19 protein-coding genes and 1 pseudogene are annotated in these 22,814 nt (G+C 71.1%); 13 read left to right on the forward strand and 7 right to left on the reverse strand.

Features of this window, described 5'->3' with window-relative positions; all coding sequences use genetic code 11:
- Nucleotides 1-96 precede the first annotated feature (96 nt).
- Nucleotides 97-1,248, forward strand: coding sequence for a phosphodiester glycosidase family protein (locus tag ACFY10_RS40825; RefSeq protein ID WP_390670370.1), 1,152 nt, complete (start codon nt 97-99; stop codon nt 1,246-1,248).
- A 27-nt stretch (nt 1,249-1,275) separates the two neighbouring features.
- Here the strand turns inward: ACFY10_RS40825 and ACFY10_RS40830 are convergent, their stop codons facing one another.
- The 6 genes from ACFY10_RS40830 to ACFY10_RS40855 all read right to left on the reverse strand — a co-directional run bounded on the left by ACFY10_RS40830 (nt 1,276) and on the right by ACFY10_RS40855 (nt 6,472).
- On the reverse strand, nt 1,276-1,470 hold the full coding sequence (locus ACFY10_RS40830) for a hypothetical protein (protein ID WP_390670371.1): 195 nt from the start codon (nt 1,468-1,470) through the stop codon (nt 1,276-1,278).
- 111 nt (nt 1,471-1,581) lie between these two features.
- A complete protein-coding gene (locus ACFY10_RS40835) occupies nt 1,582-2,442 on the reverse strand; it encodes a phosphatidylinositol-specific phospholipase C/glycerophosphodiester phosphodiesterase family protein (protein ID WP_390670372.1) in 861 nt (286 codons plus the stop codon).
- A 171-nt stretch (nt 2,443-2,613) separates the two neighbouring features.
- Complete coding sequence (locus ACFY10_RS40840) at nt 2,614-3,696, reverse strand: acyl-CoA dehydrogenase family protein (RefSeq protein ID WP_390670373.1); 1,083 nt, start codon at nt 3,694-3,696, stop codon at nt 2,614-2,616.
- Complete coding sequence (locus ACFY10_RS40845; protein WP_390670374.1) at nt 3,693-4,874, reverse strand: acyl-CoA dehydrogenase family protein; 1,182 nt, start codon at nt 4,872-4,874, stop codon at nt 3,693-3,695. Before ACFY10_RS40845 ends, ACFY10_RS40840 begins: the two co-directional genes overlap by 4 nt.
- Nucleotides 4,871-5,848 carry an NADPH:quinone oxidoreductase family protein gene (locus ACFY10_RS40850; RefSeq protein WP_390670375.1) on the reverse strand — a complete coding sequence of 326 codons (978 nt, stop codon included), beginning with the start codon at nt 5,846-5,848 and terminating at the stop codon, nt 4,871-4,873. The genes ACFY10_RS40845 and ACFY10_RS40850 overlap by 4 nt, the downstream gene beginning before the upstream one ends.
- A gap of 126 nt (nt 5,849-5,974) precedes the next feature.
- On the reverse strand, nt 5,975-6,472 hold the full coding sequence (locus tag ACFY10_RS40855; RefSeq protein WP_390670376.1) for an Lrp/AsnC family transcriptional regulator: 498 nt from the start codon (nt 6,470-6,472) through the stop codon (nt 5,975-5,977).
- A gap of 99 nt (nt 6,473-6,571) precedes the next feature.
- Here ACFY10_RS40855 and ACFY10_RS40860 point away from each other — a divergent pair, with 99 nt between their 5' ends.
- Complete coding sequence (locus tag ACFY10_RS40860) at nt 6,572-7,783, forward strand: trans-sulfuration enzyme family protein (RefSeq protein ID WP_390670377.1); 1,212 nt, start codon at nt 6,572-6,574, stop codon at nt 7,781-7,783.
- Nucleotides 7,784-7,811: 28 nt separating this feature from the next.
- Here ACFY10_RS40860 and ACFY10_RS40865 read toward each other — a convergent pair whose 3' ends face one another.
- On the reverse strand, nt 7,812-9,527 hold the full coding sequence (locus ACFY10_RS40865; protein WP_390670378.1) for an IlvD/Edd family dehydratase: 1,716 nt from the start codon (nt 9,525-9,527) through the stop codon (nt 7,812-7,814).
- A 47-nt stretch (nt 9,528-9,574) separates the two neighbouring features.
- Here ACFY10_RS40865 and ACFY10_RS40870 point away from each other — a divergent pair, with 47 nt between their 5' ends.
- From ACFY10_RS40870 to ACFY10_RS40920, 11 genes and pseudogenes are all read left to right on the forward strand, one after another.
- Nucleotides 9,575-10,399 (forward strand): IclR family transcriptional regulator, encoded by an 825-nt coding sequence (locus ACFY10_RS40870; protein WP_390670379.1) that lies wholly within the window; start codon nt 9,575-9,577, stop codon nt 10,397-10,399.
- A gap of 53 nt (nt 10,400-10,452) precedes the next feature.
- A pseudogene (locus ACFY10_RS40875) lies at nt 10,453-10,671 on the forward strand (fumarylacetoacetate hydrolase family protein); the annotation flags it as partial.
- A 122-nt stretch (nt 10,672-10,793) separates the two neighbouring features.
- Nucleotides 10,794-11,810, forward strand: a complete 1,017-nt coding sequence (locus tag ACFY10_RS40880) for a zinc-binding dehydrogenase (RefSeq protein ID WP_390670380.1) — start codon at nt 10,794-10,796, stop codon at nt 11,808-11,810.
- 131 nt (nt 11,811-11,941) lie between these two features.
- On the forward strand, nt 11,942-13,570 hold the full coding sequence (locus ACFY10_RS40885) for a protein kinase (protein WP_390670381.1): 1,629 nt from the start codon (nt 11,942-11,944) through the stop codon (nt 13,568-13,570).
- Between the two features lie 136 nt (nt 13,571-13,706).
- Complete coding sequence (locus ACFY10_RS40890) at nt 13,707-13,850, forward strand: hypothetical protein (protein WP_390670382.1); 144 nt, start codon at nt 13,707-13,709, stop codon at nt 13,848-13,850.
- Nucleotides 13,851-14,022: 172 nt separating this feature from the next.
- Entirely contained in the window at nt 14,023-15,165 is a 1,143-nt protein-coding gene (locus ACFY10_RS40895) for a LacI family DNA-binding transcriptional regulator (protein WP_390670383.1), read from the forward strand.
- A 366-nt stretch (nt 15,166-15,531) separates the two neighbouring features.
- Complete coding sequence (locus ACFY10_RS40900) at nt 15,532-16,923, forward strand: ABC transporter substrate-binding protein (RefSeq protein WP_390670384.1); 1,392 nt, start codon at nt 15,532-15,534, stop codon at nt 16,921-16,923.
- A 91-nt stretch (nt 16,924-17,014) separates the two neighbouring features.
- On the forward strand, nt 17,015-17,839 hold the full coding sequence (locus ACFY10_RS40905) for a carbohydrate ABC transporter permease (RefSeq protein WP_390670496.1): 825 nt from the start codon (nt 17,015-17,017) through the stop codon (nt 17,837-17,839).
- Nucleotides 17,836-18,768, forward strand: coding sequence for a carbohydrate ABC transporter permease (locus ACFY10_RS40910; RefSeq protein ID WP_390670385.1), 933 nt, complete (start codon nt 17,836-17,838; stop codon nt 18,766-18,768). The genes ACFY10_RS40905 and ACFY10_RS40910 overlap by 4 nt, the downstream gene beginning before the upstream one ends.
- Before the next feature lie 42 nt (nt 18,769-18,810).
- Nucleotides 18,811-20,970 carry a beta-galactosidase gene (locus ACFY10_RS40915; RefSeq protein WP_390670386.1) on the forward strand — a complete coding sequence of 720 codons (2,160 nt, stop codon included), beginning with the start codon at nt 18,811-18,813 and terminating at the stop codon, nt 20,968-20,970.
- 20 nt (nt 20,971-20,990) lie between these two features.
- Nucleotides 20,991-22,796, forward strand: coding sequence for an RICIN domain-containing protein (locus ACFY10_RS40920; protein WP_390670387.1), 1,806 nt, complete (start codon nt 20,991-20,993; stop codon nt 22,794-22,796).
- Nucleotides 22,797-22,814 lie beyond the last annotated feature (18 nt).

Raw genomic sequence — 22,814 nt, forward strand, 5'->3', positions numbered from 1 at the left:
TTCGCAGCAGGCAGATCCGAGAAAGCGGTTCGAACGTCGGTCAGATCGGGACTGGCGTTTCTCACGGCATTCGGCGCGCTGGCCGGTGCGGCCCTGGTGGGGGCGGCACCGGCCAGCGGCGTGGAGAGCGGCACCGCGCTCGCGCCGGGAGTCACCTACAAGCAGTTCGACGTCCAGGGGGCCAAGGGCGTGACCCACGCCCATCTGCTCACCGTCGACCTGCGCAACAAGGGCGTACGCCTGGGCCTGCTGTATCCGGGAGCCGTGGCCGCACGTGCCGCCGTCTCCAAGATGGCCGACGCACAGGGCGCCGTCGCCGGCATCAACGGCGACTTCTTCAACATCTCCGAGACGCAGCACCCGGGCGTGGAGGTGACGGGCTCGACCGACGGACCGGCGATCGCGAACGGGCGTGTGCTCAAGGCGTCCGTGCCGGACGGGCAGCGTTTCGGGCCGGAGCTGCCCCCGGGCACCACCACCAGGGACGTGATCGGCGTGGGCGTCGACGGCAGGGCCCGGCTGGACAGTCTGACCCTCGCCGGGTCGGTCCGCACTCCGGCGGGACGGCTGCCGCTGGGCGGGCTCAACCAGTACGCGCTGCCGGAGAACTCGGTCGGCGCCTTCACCTCCGACTGGGGCAGCGTCTCCCGGGTCCGCGCCACCTGCGGCACGGACACCGACCGGGCGGCCGCCTGCAGCACGGACACCTACGAGGTGACGGTCCGCAAGGGGCGGGTCGTCTCCACGTCCGGCACTCCGGGCAAGGGTGCCATCGCCGCGGGGAACACGGTGCTCGTCGGCCGGGAGGCGGGCGCGCAGCGGCTGCGGAAGTTCTTCAAGGGCGAGCCCGTGACGGTGACGCACCGGCTGGTCGCCTCCACCTCCCGCAAGGCGTACCGCTTCGCGCTCGGCGGCTACCCGGTTCTCAAGGGCGGCCAGCCGCTCGAGGGCCTCGACGACGCGACCGGGGCCGTGCGCACGGCCGTCGGCATCGCGAACGGCGGGAAGCGGCTGCTGCTGTTCGCGCTGGACGGTGCGCCCGCGTTCCGCAAGGGCCTGACGATCTCCGAAGTGGCCGCCACCATGCGGGCGTTGGGCTCGGTCGACGCCTTCAGTCTGGACGGCGGCGGATCCACGACACTGGTCGCCCGCGTGCCGGGAGCGGCCACCGTCTCCGTACGGAATCATCCGTCCGGCGATGCGGAACGACCGGTCCCGAACGGCATCGGGGTGTTCTCGACGTCATGAAGACGTCATGAAACGCCGTCGTGAACCTCAGGGCCTGAGGCTGCTGACGATGCCCGCCGTCGCCGTGACGCCGCTGTGGATGGTGGGCGCGATGTTCGTGCCGGCCAGGTAGAAGCCGAGCAGTGCGCACACCAGGGCGTGGGAGATCTTCAGACCGCCGTTGCGGGTGAAGATCACCGCCAGGATCAGCAGCAGTACCACCACTGAGATGGAAATCGCCATTGTCAACCTCCTCCGCTGCGCCGCCACTTCCGGTTCGCGGCGTTCGGCCGCAAGTGTGGCGTAGCGGAGGGTTCGTCCGGGCGGCTGACCTGTCCGCCGAACGTGTGGTGTCTACGCCGCCCGGTGGGCGTCGAGGAACGCCTCCAGCCCGGCGAGGTCGTCGGTGTTGAAGTAGTCGACGCCCGCGGCGAGCAGTTCGGCCCACAGCGCGTCCCTGGCGGGGCCGGCCAGGTCAGGGGTGTTCCAGAAGCGCACCTTCTGCCCGCGCACGTGCGCCTGGCCGATGATGCCGCGCAGCTTCTGCCGCTCGGCGTCGGGGAACGGCCCGTCGCCCAGCCAGGTGAAGTTCAGCTGCCAGTTGTCGCTGATCAGCGGGACGAAGGAGGCGGGCGCCGAGGTGCCGAGGTCGGTGAGCCGGCCGTCGTAGAAGGCCCGCCGTACGGTCTGGGCCTCCATGGGCGTACGGGCGGCACGGTCGCCGGAGATCACGTTGGTGACCGCGCCGGGGTGCACCCGGCCGTGGGCGTAGGTCGTGAACAGGTGCTTGTAGCGCCGGAGATGGCGGTCGAGTTCGAGGTACGTCGACGAGCCCTCGGTCTTGATGTCGATGAGCAGCTGGAGCGGCCTGCGGTAACCCCGGTACACGCTGCCGTGGTTGGCCTCGACGATGGCGGCCAGCGGGTCGAGGTAGAGGGACTCCAGGGTCCTGGTCGGGTCGAGGTCGCTCTCGGTGTGGCCGATGAGAAGCTGGTCGCCGACGAGGAAGATGTCGGCCTCGACGCTGCCGAAGCGGTGGTCGAGGGCGTCGAAGAGGGGGCGCGGATGCTCGTAGTCGTTGTGGGCGTGGGCGCGCCACAACGGGGGGCGGTGCTTGTGTGCGTCGGCGAACGCGCTGCCGGCGGGCGGGGCGAGCACTGCCGCGAGCGTGGCGCCGAACGCGGTGAGGGCTCTGCGGCGGGTGATGAGGGCCATGTTCTGCCTCCCTGTGGGGCGGATCCGAACCACAGGGAGTATCGGGCGGAAAGGTCCTCAATGGACCTGCACATGCCAGGAGTTGGCCGGACTGCCGTCGCCCGTTCACTCCTTCCGCGCGGGCGCAGGAAAAAGCCCGCCCCAGGTGGGGCGGGCTTCACCGGGTGACGGTCAGGGGGCCTGCAGGTCGACGAGTTCGGCCACGGCGGACCGGTGGGCGCCTGCCGTGCCGTAGGCGATCGAGTCGGCCTTGGCCCGCTTGAGGTACAGGTGGATCGGGTGCTCCCAGGTCATGCCGATGCCGGCGTGCAGCTGGAGCGCCTCCTCGGCGGCGTGGACCGCGACCGGCGCCGCGTAGGCCTGCGCGACGGCGACCGCCACGTCGACATCCTCGCCGGTGGCGAGCGCGTCGGCCGCGTTGCGGGCGGCGGCGCGGAGGTTGACGACCTCCAGCCACAGCTGCGCGAGGCGGTGCTTGAGCGCCTGGAAGCCGCCGACGGGCCGGTTGAACTGTTTGCGCTCCTTCAGGTAGCGCACGGTCTCCGTCAACGCCCAGTCGGCGAGCCCGAGTTGCTCGGAGGCGAGCAGCCCGGCTCCGGCCCGCAGGGCGCGCCGTACGGCGGGTTCGGCGTCACCGACCCTGCGCGCCTGCGCCCCGTTCAGGGTGACGGTCGCGAGCGGCCGGGTGAGGTCGAGCGAGACCTGCGCGGTGACGACGGCGTCGGAAGCGTCCACCGCGTACAGCCCGCCGTCCTCGGCCGGCACCAGCAGCACATCCGCGGCCGCCGCGTCCGCGATGCCGGTCAGCTCCCCGTGCAGGGTGCCGTTTTCCAGTCGTACGGCGGGATAGGCGGTGCCGGGGGCGCGGTGCAGCGCGACCGCGAGGGCGCCGATGGCCCGCCCGGAGGCCAGCTGCCCGAGCAGCTCCTCGTCACCGCATTCCAGCAGGGCCTCGGTGGCGACGACGGCGCTGGTGAGGTAGGGCACGGGGGCGACCGCGCGCCCCAACTCCTCCAGCACCACGGCGACTTCGCGGTGCGTGGCGCCCTGGCCGCCCTGCGCCTCGGGCACCAGCAGGCCCGCCAGGCCCATGCCGTCGGTGAGGGCCTTCCAGGCGGCGAGGTCGTGCGGGGCGTCGGACTCGGTGCGCGCGATGACGCCGGGCGCGTCGCAGTGGTCGGCGAGCAGGTCCCGTACGGCGGACCGCAGGGCCTCTTCCTCCTCGGAGTAGAGAAGATCCGGCTGTGCACTCATCGGGACAGGTCCTTCCATGCGACGTCCTTGTCGGTGCGCGGCTCGGACGGGAGGCCCAGGACGCGTTCGGCGACGATGTTCAGCAGGACCTCGCTGGTCCCGCCCTCGATGCTGTTGCCCTTGGCGCGGAGGTAGCGGTAGCCGGCGTCCCGGCCGACGAAGTCCACCAGCTCGGGCCGGCGCATGGTCCAGTCCTCGTACAACAGGCCCTCCTCGCCGAGGAGTTCCACCTCCAGGCCGCTGATCTCCTGGTTGAGGCGGGCGAAGGCGAGCTTCATGCCGGCGCCCTCCGGGCCGGGCTGTCCGGCGACGAGCTGCTGGCGCAGCCGCTCGGCGGTCAGACGGGCGACCTCGGACTCGACCCAGAGCTTCAGCAGCCGCTGGTGCAGATCGTGGGTGCGCAGTTCGGGGCGTTCGCGCCAGGTCTTCGCGACCGGGGCGATCATGCCGCCCTCGCGGGGCAGCCGCATGCCGCCGATGGCGACGCGTTCGTTGTTCAGGGTGGTCTGGGCGACGCGCCAGCCGTCGCCGATCTCACCGAGGCGGCGGGAGTCGGGGATGCGGACGTCGGTGAGGAAGACCTCGTTGAACTCGGCCTCACCGGTGATCTGGCGCAGCGGACGGACCTCGACGCCCGGGTCGGTCATGTCGCAGATGAAGTAGGTGATGCCCGCGTGCTTGGGCACGTCCGGGTCGGTGCGGGCGATGAGGATGGCCCAGCGGGCGTTGTGCGCGCCGGACGTCCACACCTTCTGCCCGTTGACCACCCAGTCGTCGCCCTCACGCACGGCCCGGGTGCCGAGCGCGGCGAGGTCGGAGCCGGCGCCGGGCTCGCTGAACAGCTGGCACCAGACCTCCTCGCCGATCCACAGGGGCCGCAGATAGCGCTGCTTCTGCTCCTCGGTGCCGTACTTGAGGATCGTCGGGGCGGCCATGCCGAGGCCGATGCCGTTGCGGCGCGAGTCGTTGTCGGGGGCTCCGGCCGCCTCCAGCTCGCCATCCACCACGACCTGGAGGGAGCGGGGCACGCCGAGCCCGCCCAGACCCTCCGGGTAGTGCACCCAGGCCAGACCCGCGTCGAAGCGGGCCTTGAGGAAGTCCAGGCGGTCGGTGGCCGCGGGCGGACGATCGGCCAGCAACTCCTGTGTGCGGCTTCGCAGTTCGGCTGCGTCGGTCATGCGGCGGCTCCGTTCTCCAGGGACGGCAGGACGGCCAACCGGCCGGTGGTCACGCCGTCGGCGACGCGCTGCACGGCGGCCGCGGCCCCGGCCAGCGGTACGCGCTCGCTGACCAGCGGCTTGATGGCGCCGCGGGCGGCCAGCTCGGTGAGCTGCTCGTGGCAGTGCGCGATCAGCTTCGGGTTCTTGGTGCCGTACAGGCCCCAGTGCAGGCCGAGGATCGAGTAGTTCTTCACCAGGGCGTGGTTGAGCCCCGGGCTGGGGATGACCCCGCTGGCGAAGCCGACGACCACGATCCGACCCTCGAAGGCGACGACCTTGGCGGACTGGGTGTAGGCCTCGCCGCCGACGGGGTCGTAGATGACGTCGGCGCCCCGGCCGCCCGTGGCCTCCTTTACGGCGGCGATGACGTCCTCGCTCTTGCGGTCGATGACGACGTCGCAGCCCGACTCCCTTGCCGCGGCCACCTTGTCGGCACCGCCGACGACCCCGATGACCCTCGCCCCGGCCGCCTTGCCGAGCTGCACGGCCGCGCTGCCGACCCCTCCTGCGGCAGCGTGGACCAGCAGCGTCTCGCCTGCTTCCAGGTGAGCGCGACGGTGCAGACCGAACCAGCCGGTCTGGTAGCCGATGTGCAGGGCGGCGGTCTCGGCGTCGTCCAGCGAGTCGGGCGCGGGCAGCAGGGTGGCGGCGTCCGCCACGGCGTACTCGGCGAAACCGCCGTGGGGCAGGGCGGGGTTGGCGATGACCCGCCGCCCGTCCTCGGTCTCACCGCAGATCTCCACGCCCGGCGTGAACGGCAGCGGCGGGCGCACCTGGTAGTGGCCCCGGCACATCAGCACATCCGGGAAGTTGATGTTCGCGGCACGCACCTTCAGCAGCACCTGGCCGTCGCCGGGCGTGGGCCGCTCCACCTCCTCGAGCCGCATCACCTCGCTCGGCTCGCCGTTCTCGTGCACTTGCCATGCCTGCATGCGGTGCCTCCAGGGACTGCTCTGTCTGACCGGGGTCCATCGCATACTAAGCGGTCGCTTGCTCATGAGGAAACACTTCACACGGAACAACACCGGCCGAGTGCCCCGCCCGCCGCCCGCGCGGGTTCACCCGGGCAGCACGCCGCGGCCGTCGCGCACCTCGAACACCAGCTGGGTCTCGGTCTGCCGCACCATCGGGTGGACGGTCACATGTTCGAGGATGAGGTCTCGTAGCTCCTCCGGGCTGGCCACGGCCACGTGCAGGAGAAAGTCGTCGTCGCCGCCGACGTGCAGAACCGTCAGGGCTCCCGGGACATTGACCAGCCGGTCGTAGAGGTTGCGGACGTGTTCGCGGCTGTGGCTGCCCAGGCGGACCTTGATGATGGCGTGGATCGGGTGGCCGAGTGCGCCGAGATCGAGCCGGGCGTTGATGCCGGCGATGACACCGGACTCGCGCAGCGCGCGGACTCGGTATGCGCAGGTCGACTCGGCGACGCCCACCCGGGACGCGAGCGCGGCGTTGGTCATCCGGCCGTCCTCCACGAGCGCGACGAGGATGGCCAGATCGGTGCCGTCGAGAGCCGCCGCGGCGGGTTGTGTTTTCTTCAGCTGCTGGCCTGTCATGAGCCCTCCTCTTGGTGAATCCGCACCAATATTGGAGAGTGGCCACGCCTTCCACAACCAGTCTTGCGGAGTGTTGTGGATCGCCTCACCCTCTGGGGCATGACTTCGTCGTATCTGCAACTCGACTCCCTGGCCGTCCACGCCGGACGTGAGGACCTGACAGAGCTCGGCGTCCACGCGCTGCCCATCGACCTGTCGTCGACCAACCCGCTGCCGGACATCGAGGCCGGCGGGCTGTCCTACGAGGCGATGGCGAGCGGAGGGACGCCGAACGCGGACGGCGGGGCCGTCTATGCGCGGCTCTGGAACCCGACCGTTGCGCGATTCGAGTCGGCGCTGGCGCAGATGGAGCACGCCGAGGCCGCCGTGGCGTTCTCCTCGGGCATGGCGGCGATGACCGCGGCGATCCTGGCGGCCATGAAGGAGACCGGCCGCCGCCACGTCCTGGCCGTCCGCCCCCTGTACGGAGGGACCGACCACCTGCTGGCCTCGGGCCTCCTCGGGGCGGAGGTGACCTACTGCTCGGCGCCGGACGTCGCCGCCGCCATCCGTCCCGACACGGCGATGATCGTGCTGGAGACGCCCGCCAATCCGACCCTCGAACTGGTCGACATCCGTGCCGTCGTCGAGGCCGCCCAGGGCGTTCCGGTTCTCGTCGACAACACGTTCGCGACGCCGGTCCTGCAGAATCCCCTCGACCTCGGTGCCGCGTTGGTCCTGCACAGCGCGACCAAGTACCTGGGCGGGCACGGCGACGTCATCGCCGGTGTGATCGCCTGCGGCCAGGAGCAGGCAGCCGCGCTGCGCCGGGTCCGCGCGGTCACCGGCGGCCTGCTGCACCCGTTGGGCGCCTATCTCCTGCACCGGGGACTCGCCACTCTTCCGGTCCGGGTACGTGCCCAGCAGGCGAACGCCCAGCGCATCGCCGCATGGCTGACGACCCACCCGAGCGTCGCCCGCGTCCACTACCCCGGGATCGAGGGGGACCCGCAGGGGCTGCTCGGCCGGCAGCTGAAGGGCACCGGCGCGATGGTCTCCATCGATCTCCGCGGCGGCTTCGAACAGGCCGTGCACGTCACCTCGGCGGTCCGCCTGTTCACCCACGCGGTGTCCCTGGGCGGCGTCGACTCGCTGATCCAGCACCCGGCGTCGCTGACGCACCGGCCCGTCGCCCCCGAGGCCCGGCCCGCCGCCGGCCTGGTCAGGCTCTCCATCGGGCTCGAGGACTCCGAGGACCTGATGGCCGACCTCGACCGGGCCCTCACCACGCACCGCCCGATTCCCGTACCGGCGGGCGTGTCCGTCGCGTAGACCGCGAAGGGGAGCCGGTCCGAGGCGCTCAGTGCGACTCGCGGCTCACCTCCGAGCCGCTGGAGCCGACCAGGAAGTCCAGGTCGGCGCCCGTGTCGGCTTGGAGGACGTGGTCGACGTAGAGGCGTTCCCAGCCGCGGCGGGGGTTGGCGAAACCGGTGAGGGTGGCCTTGTCGGCGGTTCGGCGGGCGAGTTCCTCGGCGCGTACGTCGACGTCGATGCGGCGGGCTGCCACGTCGAGGGAGATGACGTCCCCGGTGCGCACCAGCGCGAGGGGGCCGCCGGCCGCGGCTTCGGGGGCCACGTGCAGGACGACCGTGCCGTACGCCGTGCCGCTCATGCGGCCGTCGCAGACGCGGACCATGTCGCGGACGCCCTGTTCGAGGAGCTTCTTCGGGAGCGGCATGTTCGAGACCTCGGGCATGCCGGGGTAGCCCTTGGGGCCGCAGCCGCGCAGGACCAGCACGCTGTCGGCGTCGACGTCGAGGTCCGGGTCGTCGATACGGGCGTGGAAGTCCTCGATCGAGTCGAAGACGACCGCCCGGCCGCGGTGGCGCAGCAGGTGCGGGGAGGCGGCGGCCGGTTTGACGAGGGCGCCGTCGGGGGCGAGGTTGCCGCGCAGGACGGCGATTCCGCCCTCGGCGACGAGCGGTTCGGCGCGGGTGCGGATGACTTCGCCGTCCCAGATCGGGGCGTCGTCGAGGAAGTCGGCCAGGGGGGTGCCGGTGACGGTCAGGGCGTCGGGGTCGAGCAGGTCGCGGACTTCGCGCAGGACGGCGAGCAGACCGCCGGCGCGGTGGAAGTCCTCCATGAGGAAGCGGCCGGCCGGCTGGAGGTCGACGAGGACCGGCACCCGGGAGCCGATGCGGTCGAAGTCGTCGAGGGACAGGTCGATGCCGAGGCGGCCCGCGACGGCCAGGAGGTGGACGACCGCGTTGGTGGAGCCTCCGACGGCGGCGAGCGCGACGATCGCGTTGCGGAAGGACGCCTTGGTGAGGAAGGAACCGGGCCGCCGGTCGGCGCCCACCATCTCCACCGCCAGTCGGCCGGTGCGGTGCGCGGCCTCCAGAAGTCGGCTGTCGGGGGCGGGAGTTCCCGCCGTACCGGGCAGGACCGTGCCCAGCGCCTCGGCCACCAGGGCCATCGTCGAGGCCGTGCCCATGGTGTTGCAGTGACCGCGGCTGCGGATCATCGACGACTCGGAGCGGGTGAACTCCTCCTGGGAGAGCGTGCCGCCGCGGACCTCCTCGGACAGCCGCCACACGTCGGTGCCGCAGCCCAGCGGCGCGCCGCGGAAGGTTCCGGTGAGCATCGGGCCGCCGGGCACGACCACCGCGGGCAGGTCCACCGAAGCGGCGGCCATCAGCAGCGAGGGGATGGTCTTGTCGCAGCCACCCAGCAGGACGACGCCGTCGACGGGGTTGGCCCGGAGCATCTCCTCCGTGGCCATCGCGGCCATGTTGCGCCAGAGCATGGCTGTGGGCCGCACCTGGGTCTCGCCCAGCGACACCACGGGCAGGTCCAGCGGGATCCCGCCGGCCTCGTACACGCCGGCCCGGACGGAGGCCGCCACCTCGTTCAGGTGGGCATTGCAGGGGGTCAGGTCCGAGGCGGTGTTGGCGATGGCGATCTGCGGGCGGCCCGTGAAGGCGTCGTCCGGAACGCCCCGTCGCATCCAGGCCCGGTGGATGTAGGCATTGCGGCCCTGGCCCTCGTACCACTGCGTACTGCGGAGCGTCACCATTGAGCCCCTTCCAATAGTCGGTACGGCGCTCTAAAGTCCGGAACATCATGAAGCGTACGCAGACGTACGAGGGACCGACAGACCCCGCTGCGGACGGCTCGACCGGCGTAGACAGCAGCCGGCTCGTGGGGTCGGACCGGGTGCTCGCCGTCCTCAAGGAGCTTGCCCGGTATCCCGAGGGCGTGGGTCTGGAGGAGTTGACCCGGGTGATCGGCAGTCCCAAGCCGACCGTGCACCGGGCGCTGGGGGCCCTGCGCCGCGCGGGTCTCGCCGACCAGGACGCCCGCGGCCACTACGCGCTCGGAGACGAGTTCCTGCGCATGGCCTTCGCCCACCACGAGGCCCGGCCCGATCACGTCCGCGTCCGCCCGGTGCTGGAGGCGCTGGCGCACCGCTTCGGCGAGACCGCGCACTACGCGGTCCTCGACGGCCGTGAGGTCGTCTACCGCGCCAAGGTCGATCCGCCCAGCGGCGCCGTCCGGCTCACCTCGACGGTGGGCGGCCGCAACCCTGCACACGCCACCGGCGTCGGAAAGCTGCTGCTCGCCCACCGCCTGGAGACCTTGGAGGAGGTCGAGGCATGGATCGGCGGCTCTGCCCTGGAGCGCCGCACCCCGCGGACCCTGTGCACCGCCGACGACCTGCACCGCGACCTGCGGACCATTCGCGAGCGGGGCTTCTCCCTCGACGACCAGGAGAACGAGCCGGGCGTCAACTGCCTTGCCCTGCCCGTGTACGCGACCTCTCCGACGACGCCGTCCGGAGCCGTCAGCATCAGCGCGCTGACGTACCGGACACCGCTCGGCACGCTGATCGAAGCGGCCGACGAGATCCGTGCCCTGCTCGGTCCCCTCGGCGAGCCGCACCGCTGAAGACCCGCCGCCCCGCCGGACCAACCCTGGAGGCAGACCTCGTGCACCTCATGCGCATCGGTGCCCCCCTCGCCCGCCCGCACCAGATCCTCTGCGTCGGCCTCAACTACCGTAACCACGCGGCCGAGAGGGGCATGGCCGTGCCCGACGAGCCGATCCTGTTCACCACGTCTTCCCACACCCTGGCCGGTCCGAACGACGACGTGCGGATCCCGCGCGGGTCCGTCAAAACAGACTGCGAGGTGGAGCTCGGCATCGTCATCGGCAGGCGCACGGGGAGCATGCAGCTGCAAGGCGGAGGAGCCATGTCGATCAGCCGCTTCCGCGGCCCCGGCATCCGGCAGCCGGGCACCCGGCGTCAGCACGTGCTCGGGCCCCGGTGAGCAGTCGCCCGATGCGTGCCTTCGTCCTGACAGGCCCGGGCGAGTACGCCGTGCAGGAGGTCGCCGCGCCGGTGGCCGGTCCCGGCGAAGTCGTGGTCGACGTCGAGCGGGTCGGCGTGTGCGGCACCGACGTGGAGTTCTTCACCGGCGCGATGGCCTATCTCCACCACGGCCACGCCGCCTACCCGATGCGGCTCGGTCATGAGTGGGCGGGGCGCGTGGCGGCGGTCGGCGACGGCGTCGACCCCGGCCGGCTCGGACGCCGCGTCATGGGCGACACCATGCTCGGCTGCGGTACGTGCCGCCGTTGCCTGCGCGGCCACCAGCACGTGTGCGAGAAGCGGCAGGAGGTCGGCGTACGCGGAAACCGGCCGGGTGCCCTGGCCGAGCAACTCGCCGTCCCCGCCTCCTCGTTGCACGCCCTGCCGGACTCCGTCGACGCCGTGCTCGGCGCGCTGGTGGAGCCGGGCGGCAATGCCCTGCGCGCCGCACAAGCCGCCGCACCGCGCCCCGGGGACCGCGCCCTCGTCCTGGGGCCGGGGACGATCGGGCTGCTGACCGCGATGTTCCTCCGGGCGGCCGGCGCGGAAGTCCACCTCATGGGCAACACCGACAGTTCCCTCGCCTTCGCCCGCGAGCTGGGCTTCGAGCACGTATGGGCGGAGGACTCCCTGCCGGACCTGCCGTTCGACGCGGTCGTCGATGCCTCGAACGCCGCCCATCTGCCGGACAGGGCTCTGGAGTCGGTCGAGCCGGCCGGGCGGGTCGTGTACATCGGGCTGGCCGGCGAACCCAGCAGGATCGACACCCGCACGCTCGCCCTCAAGGACGTGACCGCGGTGGGCGTCCTGTCCGCCTCCCCCGGCCTTGACGCCACCATCCGCGCATACGCCGCCGGATCGGTCGACCCCAGGCCGCTGGTCGCCGCCACCGTGAGCCTCGACGAGGCCGGCCCCGTGCTCGCCGGCGAGCGCCCGCCCGACGCCGGGCCCGGCCCCAAGATCCATGTGGATCCCCGCCTGGGCTGAGCTGTGGGCCTGCCCTGCCCGCACATGCAGAAGACCCGGCCAAGGGGCCTGTCGCGGCCACGGGTGGCCGATACGCTGGAGGGCAGCCATGGACCGGGGGCGGGGCTGGGGGCGGGGGCATGGATCCGCGGATGCAGTTGTCGGTGGGCGGGTACGTCTGCGAGCGCGAGCTGGGGCGGGGCGGGCAAGGTGTGGTGTGGCTCGCCCGGGACCGGACGGGGCGGCAGGTCGTGGTGAAGTTCCTGCTGCCGGGCAAGGAGTACGACGAGGTCGCGCTCGCCCGCGTACGGCGGGAGTTCGGCGCGGCGAGCCGGGTCGGCGAACTGGCCACGGCGCGGGTCCTGGACGCCGACCTGTCCGGGCGAAACCCGTACATCGTCAGCGAGTTCGTCCCAGGGCCCACGATCCACCAGCATGTGGCCGCGGGCGGCCCGCTGGCCTCCGGGCGGCTGCAGTCCGTGGCCCTGGCCGTCGCGCACGCGTTGGCCCAGGTGCATCGGGTGGGTGTCGTGCACCGGGACATCAAACCGTCCAACATCCTGCTCTCCCCGGACGGGCCGCGGATCATCGACTTCGGTATCGCCCGCGACGACGGGTTGCTCGAGTCGGCGCTCACCACGCCGGGCAGTGTGCTCGGCTCGCCCGCGTACATGTCGCCCGAGCAGGTCAAGTCGATGCGGGTCACCGGCGCCTCCGATGTGTTCTCCCTCGGCGGCACGCTGTACTTCGCCGCCACGGGGCGGCATCCCTTCGAGGGGGAGAGCGACTACGAGGTGCTCGTCGCCGTGTGCGAGCGCGACGCGGATCTCACGCCGGTGCCGGAGCCGGTCCGCTCGGTCATCGCCGACTGTCTGCGCAAGGACCCGGCGGAGCGTCCCACCGCTGCCCAGCTCGTCACTCGGCTCGCGGGGGCGACGGAGGGCACGGAGGGCGCGCAGCCGGAACAGGTGCCGGGGGCGCCACAGCCGCTGCAACCGCCCGGTCGAGGCACGAGCGGCAAGCAGCTGCGGCTGTGGGGGTTCGCGGCCGGTAGTGCCGCGGCGGCGGTGCTGCTGGCCATCGTGCTGAGCACCACCTCCTCGGGTGGAGCCCATGGCTCGCCCTCCCCGTCCTCGTCCGCGTCGTCCGGGGGAGCCAAGAGCTCCGCGGGCTCCCAACCCCTCTCGTACACAGACGACTTGACCGACTCCGGCGACTGGACGCACAAGGATCCGGCCCTGGCGAAGATCACGCACCAGGGCGGGACCATGCTGGTGGATCCCAGGACCGAGCTGGAGGTGTGGCCGCAGGCGCCCTTCGAGCCGTCCTCGTTCGCGGTGGAGCTGAGCACCCAGACGGAGTGGTACGGGGGCGAGGGCGGCGTCGGGCTGTGGTGCAACGGCTCGGGGGACTACCGGACGGGCTCCCGCTGGGCGACCTACCTGACCACGGATCAGGAGGCCGTGATCGTGCGCGAGTTCCGGTACAAGGGGACCTTCCAGCACGACCGGGTCGTCGAGGTCGACCTCGCGGACGTGGGCCTGAAGGTGGAGGACCGGCAGCAGGTCGACATGTCGATGACCTGTTCCGCGGCCGGCGCGGGCCGGATCAAGGTGGAGCTCGCTGTCGACGGCACCCGGGTCGCCTCGTACACCGGAGCCGCCTTCGACCAGCGCGGCTGCGGTCTGGCCGCCTTCCACTACAGCGCGACCGACCCGCAGGGCACGGCCTTCCACGCGGGCTTCGAGCGCTTCACCGCGTCCGAACCGAAGGCGCACTGACGGCCGGCGCCGACGGCGCAGCGAGAGGGGTACCGCCACCGAGCGGCTGATTCCACGGGCCGCGCGGCGTGTCCGGGCCGGCGGGGCTGCCGGCTCGGAGCAGGGTGGGCGGCACTGTCGTCGTGGAGGAGGAATCGTGAAGCGTCGTGTCGCCGCCGTCCTGGCCATCGCTGTCGCCGGGCTGATGCTGTTCGCGGTACCGGCCGCGGCTCGGGACGGCCGTGGTGACGTCGAGAGCAACGACTGGAACATCCCGCTCACCAACATCGGCATCCTGTAGTGCCGGGTCCGGCCCTCGCCCGGCCTGCTCCGTCCCCGGGTTACGGATGCGTTCCGAACTCTTGACGCCGCCCCTATGACTGCGTAGACATGACTACGCAGACATGACAGCGCAGTCAGTCCGGCTGCGAATGGCATCATTGAGCTCGATCCAGTGGCCACCGGGAGACACCATGACGCGAGGGACAGGGCGGGGCGGCAGCTCCGCCGCGCCGCGCAGTGTGGATGTGGCCCGGCTCGCGGGTGTCTCGCAGAAGACGGTCTCCAGGGTCTTCAACGACGAGCCGTACGTCTCCGCCGACGTGCGCCGACGAGTGATGGACGCCGCCGAGCAGCTCGGCTACCGGCGCAACAACGCCGCCCGCGCGCTGGCCTCCGGGCGCACCCGCTCGATCGGCGTGGTGACGCTGGGCACGGCGCTGTACGGACCCGCCTCCCTGCTCATGGGCGTCGAGCGGGTCGTCCGGGACACCGGCTACGCGCTCCGCGTGGTCAACACCATGGAAGGCGATCCGGCGGGCGTCGCGGGTGCCATGGACTCGCTCCTCGATCAGGGCGTGGACGGCATCGTCATCTCCGAACCGATCGACGAGCAGGGCGACGGCGGAGCACTCTCCCTCCGCGTCGACGTTCCGGTCCTCGTCATCGGCGCACCGCCGCCCGTCACGGCTCCCACGGTGCTGACCGCGGGCAACGGCGCCGACCTGATGGCCCGCACGGCCACCGAACACCTCCTGGATCTGGGCCATATGACGGTCCATCACCTCGCCGGTCCGGGGCGGTGGTACGCCGCCCGGGACCGCCTGGAGGGATGGCGGGCCGCCCTGACCGCGCACGGCAGGGACGTGCCTGAGGTCGTCGCGGGCGACTGGTCGGCCGCGTCCGGCTACGCGGCGGGACGGGAGCTGGCCGAGGACGACGGCGTCACCGCTGTCTTCGCCGCCAACGACGACATGGCGATCGGCCTGATCCGCGCACTGACGGAGGCCGGCCGGCGGGTGCCGGAGGACGTCAGCGTCGTCGGCTTCGACGACATCCCGGTCGCCGCCTATGTGACTCCTCCGCTGACCACGGTGCGGCAGCCGTTCGACGCCGTGGCGCAGGAAGGGCTCAAGCGCCTGGTGCATGCCATCGAGAACCCGGAGGCAGACCCCTTGCCGCCGAGCAGTCCGCCGGTCGACCTCGTCGTCCGCGCCTCGACCGCGCCGCCACCGCCGAGCCGGAGAACCCCGGCTCGCGGGCGGCGCACCGCCTCCCGTGCCCAGAAGGCATCCAGTCCGCCACGTCCGAACGGAGGCCCGGCCACCGACCACTGAACCCATCGCTCAGCCCGGCCGACACCAGCCGATGAACGGCGCGCGATCCCAGAACGAGCCGCAGTACTGATCGCACGCCCGGCCACGAGCGCCCCCGTCGGACCGGCGCCACAGGGCCGCCCCTGACCCCAATGGGCCCGAGTCAGGTTCTCGCGCCTGTCGACGCTCCGTCCCCACCCCGTTTCTCCCTCCGACCCCGACCTCCGCCTTCAGCAGGCGGAGCGCTCACAGGTCGCCCTCCACGAGGCCGCGCGCACCAGACCACCTCGGCAGTCCAGCCGCAGTCCTCGCGCCCTCGCCGCTCCACCCACCCCCGCACGCCCTCGCCAGGCGTGCCGTCACCTTCGCCACCGGCGGGAGTTCACCATGCCCAATTTCACGTCCGTATCCAGCCCTTCCTCCATGAGCCGTCGGCTGTTCCTCACCACCACGGGCGCCCTGTCGCTCGGCGCCGCCCTCACTGCCTGCGGCGGCGGTGACTCCGGCAGCTCGTCCACCTCCGCCAAGCCGGTCAGCCAGGCCGACATCGACAAGGCCATGAAGACTCCGACCGAGCTGACGTTCTGGACGTGGGTTCCGAATATCGCGAAGGAGGTCGCGCTCTTCGAGAAGAAGTACCCCGCCGTCAAGGTCAAGGTCGTCAACGCCGGCCAGGGAACGCCCCAGTACACCAAGCTCCGTACGGCGCTGAAGGCGGGCAGCGGTGCGCCGGACATGGTGCAGATCGAGTACCAGGCCATCCCCACCTTCACGATCACCGACAGCCTGCTGGATCTGCGGCCGTACGGGGCCTCGGCGCTCAAGTCCACGTTCGTCGACTGGACTTGGGGCCAGGTCAGCGGCCCGAAGGGGGAGGTCTGGGCAATTCCGCAGGACACCGGTCCGATGGGCATGCTGTACCGGCAGGACATCTTCGACAAGTACGGCATCGAAGTGCCCAGGACCTGGGACGAGTTCGCGGCCGCCGCGCGCAGGCTGCACAAGGCGAACCCGGAGGTCTATCTGACCAACCTCGCCGCCAACCAGGTCGCCGCCTGGCACGGTCTGCTCTGGCAGGCGGGCGCCAAGCCCTATACGACCGCCGGCAAGAGCGAGCTCACCATCAGCGTCGACGACTCCGTCTCGAAGAAGCTCGGCGCCTACTGGGGCGGCCTGGCCAAGGAAGGCGTCATCGGCGTCGAGCCCGACTTCACCGACTCCTGGTACGCCGCCCTCAACAAGGGCAAGTACGCCACCTGGATCACCGCCGCCTGGGGTCCGGTCTTCCTGTCCGGCTCCGCCAAGGCCACGGCGGGCAAGTGGCGGGCGGCCCCGCTGCCGCAGTGGGACGCCGCCAAGCCCAGCTCGGGCAACTGGGGCGGTTCCACCACCGCGGTCATCCGCTCGACCAAGAACCCCATCGCGGCAGCCGAGTTCGCCAAGTTCCTCAACAGCGACCCGGCCAGCGCGAAGATGTTCGCCACCGAGCAGTTCTTCTTCCCCGCCACCAAGTCCCTCCTCACGGACGCCGAGTTCGTCTCCGACGCTCCGTCCTTCTACGGCGGCCAGAAGGTCAACCAGGTCTTCGCCGACATCAGCACCACGGTCAACTCCTCCTTCCAGTGGCCGCCGTTCCTCGACCAGGCGGCGACCGACTGGACCGAGACGGTCGGCAAGTCCCTCGCCGACCGCACCGACACCGTCCGCGCGCTCGGCACCTGGCAGTCCCGGCTGACCACGTACGCCAAGAACCAGGGCTTCACGGTCGAGGGAGGCTGACGTGAGCGCCACGACCGCCCTCTCCCGCAAGACAGGACCCAAGTCCCATGCAGCTCACCGGCGTTCAGGGCCGCTGTTCGTCGCCCCGTTCATGGTGCTGTTCCTGCTGCTCTTCCTCGCCCCGCTCGGCTACGCCGCCTACCTCAGCCTGTTCCGGCAACGCCTCATCGGCGGAACGGTCTTCGTGGGCCTCGACAACTACGTCCAGGCCCTGGGCGACCCCCAACTGCTGCACGGCGTAGGGCGGGTCGCGCTGTTCTTCGTCATCCAGGTGCCCGTGATGCTGCTGCTGGCGCTGGTGTTCGCGCTCGCACTCGACAGCGGTCTGCTGCGGCTGGCGCGCGTGATCCGGCTGGGCATCTTCGTCCCGTACGCCGTACCGAGCGTGGTCGCCGCGCTCATGTGGGGGTATTTGTACGGGCCCGACTTCGGCCCGTTCGCCCAGCTGAGCCGGAAGCTGGACCTGCCGGTCCCGCACTTCCTCAGCGAGGGCTGGATGCTGGGCAGCCTGGCGAACATCGTGACCTGGGAGTTCGTCGGCTACAACATGATCATCCTGTACGCCGCGCTGCGCACGATCCCGCAGGAGCTGTACGAGGCGGCCGCGATGGACGGAGCGGGCGCCTGGCGCATCGCCTGGTCCGTCAAACTGCCCGCCCTGCGGCCGGCGTTGCTGCTCACCCTGCTGTTCTCGGTCATCGGCAGCTTCCAGCTGTTCAACGAGCCGAAGCTGCTGATGAGCATCGCCCCGGACGTGATCTCCAGCTCCTACACCGCCAACCTCTACGCCTACTCCCTCGCCTTCACCGGCCAGCAGGTCAACTACGCGGCCACGGTGTCCTTCCTCCTCGGCCTCGTCATCGTGATCGCCTCCTACGCCGTCCTGCTCACCGCGAACCGCAGGAGGACCCCATGACCACCACCACTCCCCCGGCCACGGTCGTGACGGCGGCCGAGCCGGCTCCCCCGGTGACGTCGAAGAAGCGCGGCCCCGGGTCCCGTCGCAGCACTCCCCTGACCATCGCGATGCTGGCCGCGCTGGCCTACTTCCTCCTCCCCCTGTTCTGGCTGCTCATCGCCTCGACGAAGAACACCCAGGACCTCTTCAACAGCTTCGGCCTGTGGTTCTCGCACGCCCCGCAGCTGCTGACGAACATCAAGGAGACCTTCACCCAGGACGACGGCGTCTTCGTGCACTGGCTGCTCAACACGGTGATGTACGCCGTCGTCAGCGCGCTCGGTGCCGCCCTGCTCGCCGCCGCCGGCGGCTACGGTTTCGCCAAGTTCCGCTTCCGCGGCGACCGTCTCGCCTTCAACCTGGTCCTGGGCGCCGTCATGGTCCCGACCACCGCGCTGGCGATCCCGACATATCTGCTCTTCGCGAAGGCGGGCCTGGTCAACACCCCGTGGGCGATCATCCTGCCGTCCCTGGTCAACCCGTTCGGCCTCTACCTGATGCGCATCTACGCGGCCGACGCCGTCCCGGACAGCATCCTGGAGGCCGCGCGCATCGACGGCGCCGGCGAGGCGCGGATCTTCTTCCGGATCGCGCTGCGGCTGCTGGGGCCCGGCCTCGTGACGGTCCTGCTGTTCACCCTCGTGGCGACCTGGAACAACTACTTCCTGCCGCTGATCATGCTCAACGACCCGAAGCTGTACCCGATCACGGTCGGCCTCGCCTCCTGGGCCGCACAGGCCCAGAACGGCGGAGCCGGCGCCAGCAGCGACATGCTCGCGCTCGTCGTGACCGGCTCCCTGCTCTCGATCGTCCCCCTCGTCGTGGCCTTTCTGATGCTCCAGCGGTACTGGCAGAGCGGCCTGGCCACCGGCGGCGTCAAGCAGTAGCCCAACTCCCCCATTTCTTCGGCGACTTCGGAGGTTTCCTTCATGGCGGCTCTGCCTGCCCGCGTCCTGTTCGGTGCCGCGTACTACCACGAGTACCGGCCCCCGTACGGCACCGAACAACCCGACGAACGTCTCAAGACCGACCTCGATCTGATGGCCGACGCCCAGGTCAGCGTCATCCGGGTCGGCGAGTCGGTCTGGTCGACCTGGGAGCCCACGAGCGGCCGCTTCGACCTCGACTGGCTCCAGCCCGTCCTCGACGGCGCCCACGAGCGCGGGATCTCCGTCGTCCTCGGCACGCCGACGTACGCGGTGCCGCCGTGGCTGGCCCGCCGGCACCCGGAGATCACCGGCGAGCGGCGCACCGGTGAGCGCATCGGCTGGGGCGCCCGGCAGGAGGCGGACTTCACCCACCCCGCCTTCCGGTACCACGCCGAGCGCGTGATCCGCCGTATCGTCGCCCGCTACGCCGACCACCCGGCGGTGATCGGCTTCCAGGTCGACAACGAGCCGGGTCTTGAGCTCCTGCACAACCACGGCGTCTTCCAGCGCTTCGTCGACCATCTGCGCGAGACCTACGGCGACGTGGAGACCCTCAACCGCGAGTGGGGCCTGGTCTACTGGTCGCACCGGCTGTCCACCTGGGCGGACCTGTGGACCCCGGACGGCAACGCGCAGCCGCAATACGACGTGGCCTGGCGCGCGTTCCAGGCCCGCCAGGTCACCGAGTTCATCGGCTGGCAGGCCGACATCGTGCGCGAGTACGCCCGCCCCGGTCAGTTCGTCACCACCTGCATCTCCTACACCCGCCCGGCGGTGGAGGACGACGAGCTGACCGACCGCCTCGACATCGCCTCCGGCAACCCTTACTACGACATGCAGGACGGTCTGCTGCTGCCCGACCCCACGCCCGACGGCCACGAGCAGATCTGGAAGACCACTGGCGTATGGGCGCTGTACCAGACCGCCGACTGGATGTTCTCCTCCCGGCAGGAGCCGTTCCTGGTCACCGAGACCAACGCCGGCTCCATCGGCGAACCGTGGCACAACCGTCCTGCCTACGACGGCCAGTGGCGCCAGGCCGCCTGGGCGCTGGTCGCCCGCGGCGCCCGCATGATCGAGTACTGGCACTGGCACACCCTGCACTTCGGCGCGGAGACCTACTGGGGCGGCGTCCTGCCCCACACCGGCCGGCCCGGGCGGACGTACACCGAACTCGCCCGCCTGGGCGGGGAGTTCGAGACCGCGGGCGCACTCGTCGCCGGTCTCGAACCGGACGCCGACATCACGATGGTGTACTCGACGCCGAGCAAGTGGCTGATGCAGAAGTACCCGCCGCTGTCCAAGCCCGACGGCGGACCGGACCCGGCCGCATATCACCGCATCTTCGACCCCTTCTACCGCGGCGCCTTCGACGCCGGCCGACAGGTCCGCATCGTCCACGCCCGACAACTGCACGACCCGAGCGGAGAACGGGAGGGCTTGACGCCGCAGGAGGCCGTCCGCCGTCACCCCGTCCTCGTCGTCCCGGCGCTGTACGTCGCCGCCGACGCGACCCTCGACTGGCTCGAGGCCTACGCCCACGCGGGCGGCCACCTGGTCCTGGGACCGCGCACCGGCTACGCCGACCACGAGGCGCGCGCCCGCACCGAGCCGGCCCCCGGGCGTCTGACGGGCGCCGCGGGCGTCAGCTACGACGAGTTCAGCAACCTGGTACGGGACGTGCCCGTGCGGTCCGCACCGAGCAGCCCGCTCCACCTTCCCGAGGGTGCTACGGCGACCCACTGGGCGGACGGCCTGACCGTCGCCGACGCCGACGTGCTCGTCACCTACGACCACCCGCACTTCGGCCGCTGGCCCGCGGTCACCACCCGCCGCCACGGCGCGGGCCAGGTCACGTATGTCGGCACGGTGCCCGGTCGTGACCTCGCCCGGGCGCTGGCCGCGTGGCTGACGCCGTCGGCCCGCCACGGCTGGGGGGACCTGCCGGCCTCGGTGACCGCGACGACCGGCACCTCGCCCGACGGGCGCCGCGTGCACATCGTGCACAACTGGGACTGGGAGCCGGTGAGCGTCTGCGCCCCGGCCGACCTCTCCGACGCCCTCGACGGCACAACCGTCCCCGCGGGCACGGCACTTGAGCTCGGTCCGTGGGACGTACGCGTCCTCGTCTCCGCCCACATCAGCCCTACCCGCTCGTGACCGATCCCCGAGGAGGGGCCATGCACAGAAGAAGACTCGCAAGAGCACTCGGAACCTTCACCGCGGCCTCGGCGATGCTGGTGATACCCATGGCCAGTGCGCGGGCGTACGACCCGACGGGCGGGATCCTGTACCAGCTCGGGAACGAGCCGTGTCTGAAGGGGCGGGGCAACTGCGCGATCTACCCCAAGTCGGCGCAGCTGCCGAGCGGGCGTCTGGTCGCGGCGTTCGAGAAGTCCACCGTCGTGCCGGCGACGGGCAGCGCCGACGGGCAGACCCTCCCCGTCTACAAGAGCGACGACCACGGAACCACCTGGCAGCCGCTGTCGGAGGTCAAGGCGCCGGCGTATCTCTCCAGCGACGCGCGGTACGCGAAGTACACGAGCAACTGGACCAACCCGTACCTCTACACGCTGCCGCAGGACGTCGGGAACCTGAAGCAGGGCACCCTGCTGCTGGCGAGCGTCGTCTCGGGCGACGACTCCTACTACAAGGAGCACAAGGCGGCCGACCCGAGCTGGACGCCCTCCAACGACGGGGACCGCAAGGACATGGCGATCGCCCTGTACTCCAGCACCGACGAAGGTGCGACCTGGAAGGTCGTCAACGTCATCGCGACGGGCGGCTGGCAGGGCGGCAGCGCGGGCGCGATCGGCCAGAACGTCGCCGCGGCGAACACCAACCACCAGGTGGATCCCCTCTGGGAGCCGTACCTGATGGTCTACAAGGGCAGGCTCGTCTGCTTTTACTCCGACGAGAACGACTACACCGGCTTCGACCCGGCCACGGGTGTCCCCACCCCGGACGCCGCCAACGACACCGCCACGGACTCGCACGGCCAGATCCTCGCGCACAGGACCTGGGACGGACGCAGCGCACAGTGGAGCGGCCCCGTCGTCGACATCGCGGGACTGACGCAGGACATGGGCAGCGGCAAGTCGGAGATCGGAGACGGACGGCCGGGCATGGCCAACGTCGTCCGCACGACCGACGGCAAGTGGCTGCTCACCTACGAGTACTGGGGCGGCGGCGCCAACACCAGGTACCGGATCGCCGACAACCCTCTGGAGTTCTACCGCGGCTCCCCCACCGGCGACGCCGTCACGTCGCTGCCGGTCGACACCGGCTCCCGTCCCCTCGCGACCGGCGGCAGCCCGGTCCTGATCCGGCTCCCCGGGGGCCGCCTGGTGTACAACGCCGCAGGCAGCGGCGATGTCTGGGTCAACGAAAGCGGACGCAGCGACGGCGTGTGGAAGGAGTACCAGACGACCTCGCGGGCCGGTTACAGCCGCAGCCTGCAGTACGACGAGGACACCGGCCGGATCGTGATCCTCAACAACCAGGGCACGTCGACGCTCGCCTACGCCGAGGTCGATCTCGGCCACTCGCAGGGCCCCTACTACCAGTTGGTGAACCGCAGGACGGACCAGGTGATCGGCACCGGCGGCAAAACCAATGACGCGAACCTCGGCAACGCAGACGTTCCCGACGTCCGCCTGGAGTCCCCGGGTTCGGTGGCCGACACCGACACCCAGTACTGGCACGTGGTCACCGAGCCGAACGGCGGCGTGACCCTGCTCAACAAGTCGGGCGGCCGTGCGGCGGCCATCTGGACGGGGAACGCGACGGCCGGTCAGCGGATCGGCCAGTGGGTCGACAACAGCTCCACCGGCAGCTGGAACCTAGTCAGGACCACCGACGGGTTCTACCGGTTGCAGGCGGTCAAGAACACGAACCTGTACCTGACCGGCGCGTCCGCCGAGGCGCCGCTCACCTTGCAGAACGCGGTGACGGACGGCTCGCAGGACTGGGAGCTCGTCGAGTGAGCCATGTCCCGTAGATTC

The organism is Streptomyces sp. NPDC001401 (assembly GCF_042895385.1).
Lineage (GTDB): Bacteria > Actinomycetota > Actinomycetes > Streptomycetales > Streptomycetaceae > Streptomyces.

What these genes read in the sequence shown, in the direction of transcription:
- ACFY10_RS40830 (WP_390670371.1), bottom strand. Translation starts at nt 1,470, where the DNA reads ATGGCGATTTCCATCTCAGTGGTGGTACTGCTGCTGATCCTGGCGGTG.
- ACFY10_RS40835 (WP_390670372.1), bottom strand. Translation starts at nt 2,442, where the DNA reads ATGGCCCTCATCACCCGCCGCAGAGCCCTCACCGCGTTCGGCGCCACG.
- ACFY10_RS40840 (WP_390670373.1), bottom strand. Translation starts at nt 3,696, where the DNA reads ATGAGTGCACAGCCGGATCTTCTCTACTCCGAGGAGGAAGAGGCCCTG.
- ACFY10_RS40845 (WP_390670374.1), bottom strand. Translation starts at nt 4,874, where the DNA reads ATGACCGACGCAGCCGAACTGCGAAGCCGCACACAGGAGTTGCTGGCC.
- ACFY10_RS40850 (WP_390670375.1), bottom strand. Translation starts at nt 5,848, where the DNA reads ATGCAGGCATGGCAAGTGCACGAGAACGGCGAGCCGAGCGAGGTGATG.
- ACFY10_RS40855 (WP_390670376.1), bottom strand. Translation starts at nt 6,472, where the DNA reads ATGACAGGCCAGCAGCTGAAGAAAACACAACCCGCCGCGGCGGCTCTC.
- ACFY10_RS40860 (WP_390670377.1), top strand. Translation starts at nt 6,572, where the DNA reads ATGACTTCGTCGTATCTGCAACTCGACTCCCTGGCCGTCCACGCCGGA.
- ACFY10_RS40865 (WP_390670378.1), bottom strand. Translation starts at nt 9,527, where the DNA reads ATGGTGACGCTCCGCAGTACGCAGTGGTACGAGGGCCAGGGCCGCAAT.
- ACFY10_RS40870 (WP_390670379.1), top strand. Translation starts at nt 9,575, where the DNA reads ATGAAGCGTACGCAGACGTACGAGGGACCGACAGACCCCGCTGCGGAC.
- ACFY10_RS40880 (WP_390670380.1), top strand. Translation starts at nt 10,794, where the DNA reads ATGCGTGCCTTCGTCCTGACAGGCCCGGGCGAGTACGCCGTGCAGGAG.
- ACFY10_RS40885 (WP_390670381.1), top strand. Translation starts at nt 11,942, where the DNA reads ATGCAGTTGTCGGTGGGCGGGTACGTCTGCGAGCGCGAGCTGGGGCGG.
- ACFY10_RS40895 (WP_390670383.1), top strand. Translation starts at nt 14,023, where the DNA reads ATGACGCGAGGGACAGGGCGGGGCGGCAGCTCCGCCGCGCCGCGCAGT.
- ACFY10_RS40900 (WP_390670384.1), top strand. Translation starts at nt 15,532, where the DNA reads ATGCCCAATTTCACGTCCGTATCCAGCCCTTCCTCCATGAGCCGTCGG.
- ACFY10_RS40905 (WP_390670496.1), top strand. Translation starts at nt 17,015, where the DNA reads ATGGTGCTGTTCCTGCTGCTCTTCCTCGCCCCGCTCGGCTACGCCGCC.
- ACFY10_RS40910 (WP_390670385.1), top strand. Translation starts at nt 17,836, where the DNA reads ATGACCACCACCACTCCCCCGGCCACGGTCGTGACGGCGGCCGAGCCG.
- ACFY10_RS40915 (WP_390670386.1), top strand. Translation starts at nt 18,811, where the DNA reads ATGGCGGCTCTGCCTGCCCGCGTCCTGTTCGGTGCCGCGTACTACCAC.
- ACFY10_RS40920 (WP_390670387.1), top strand. Translation starts at nt 20,991, where the DNA reads ATGCACAGAAGAAGACTCGCAAGAGCACTCGGAACCTTCACCGCGGCC.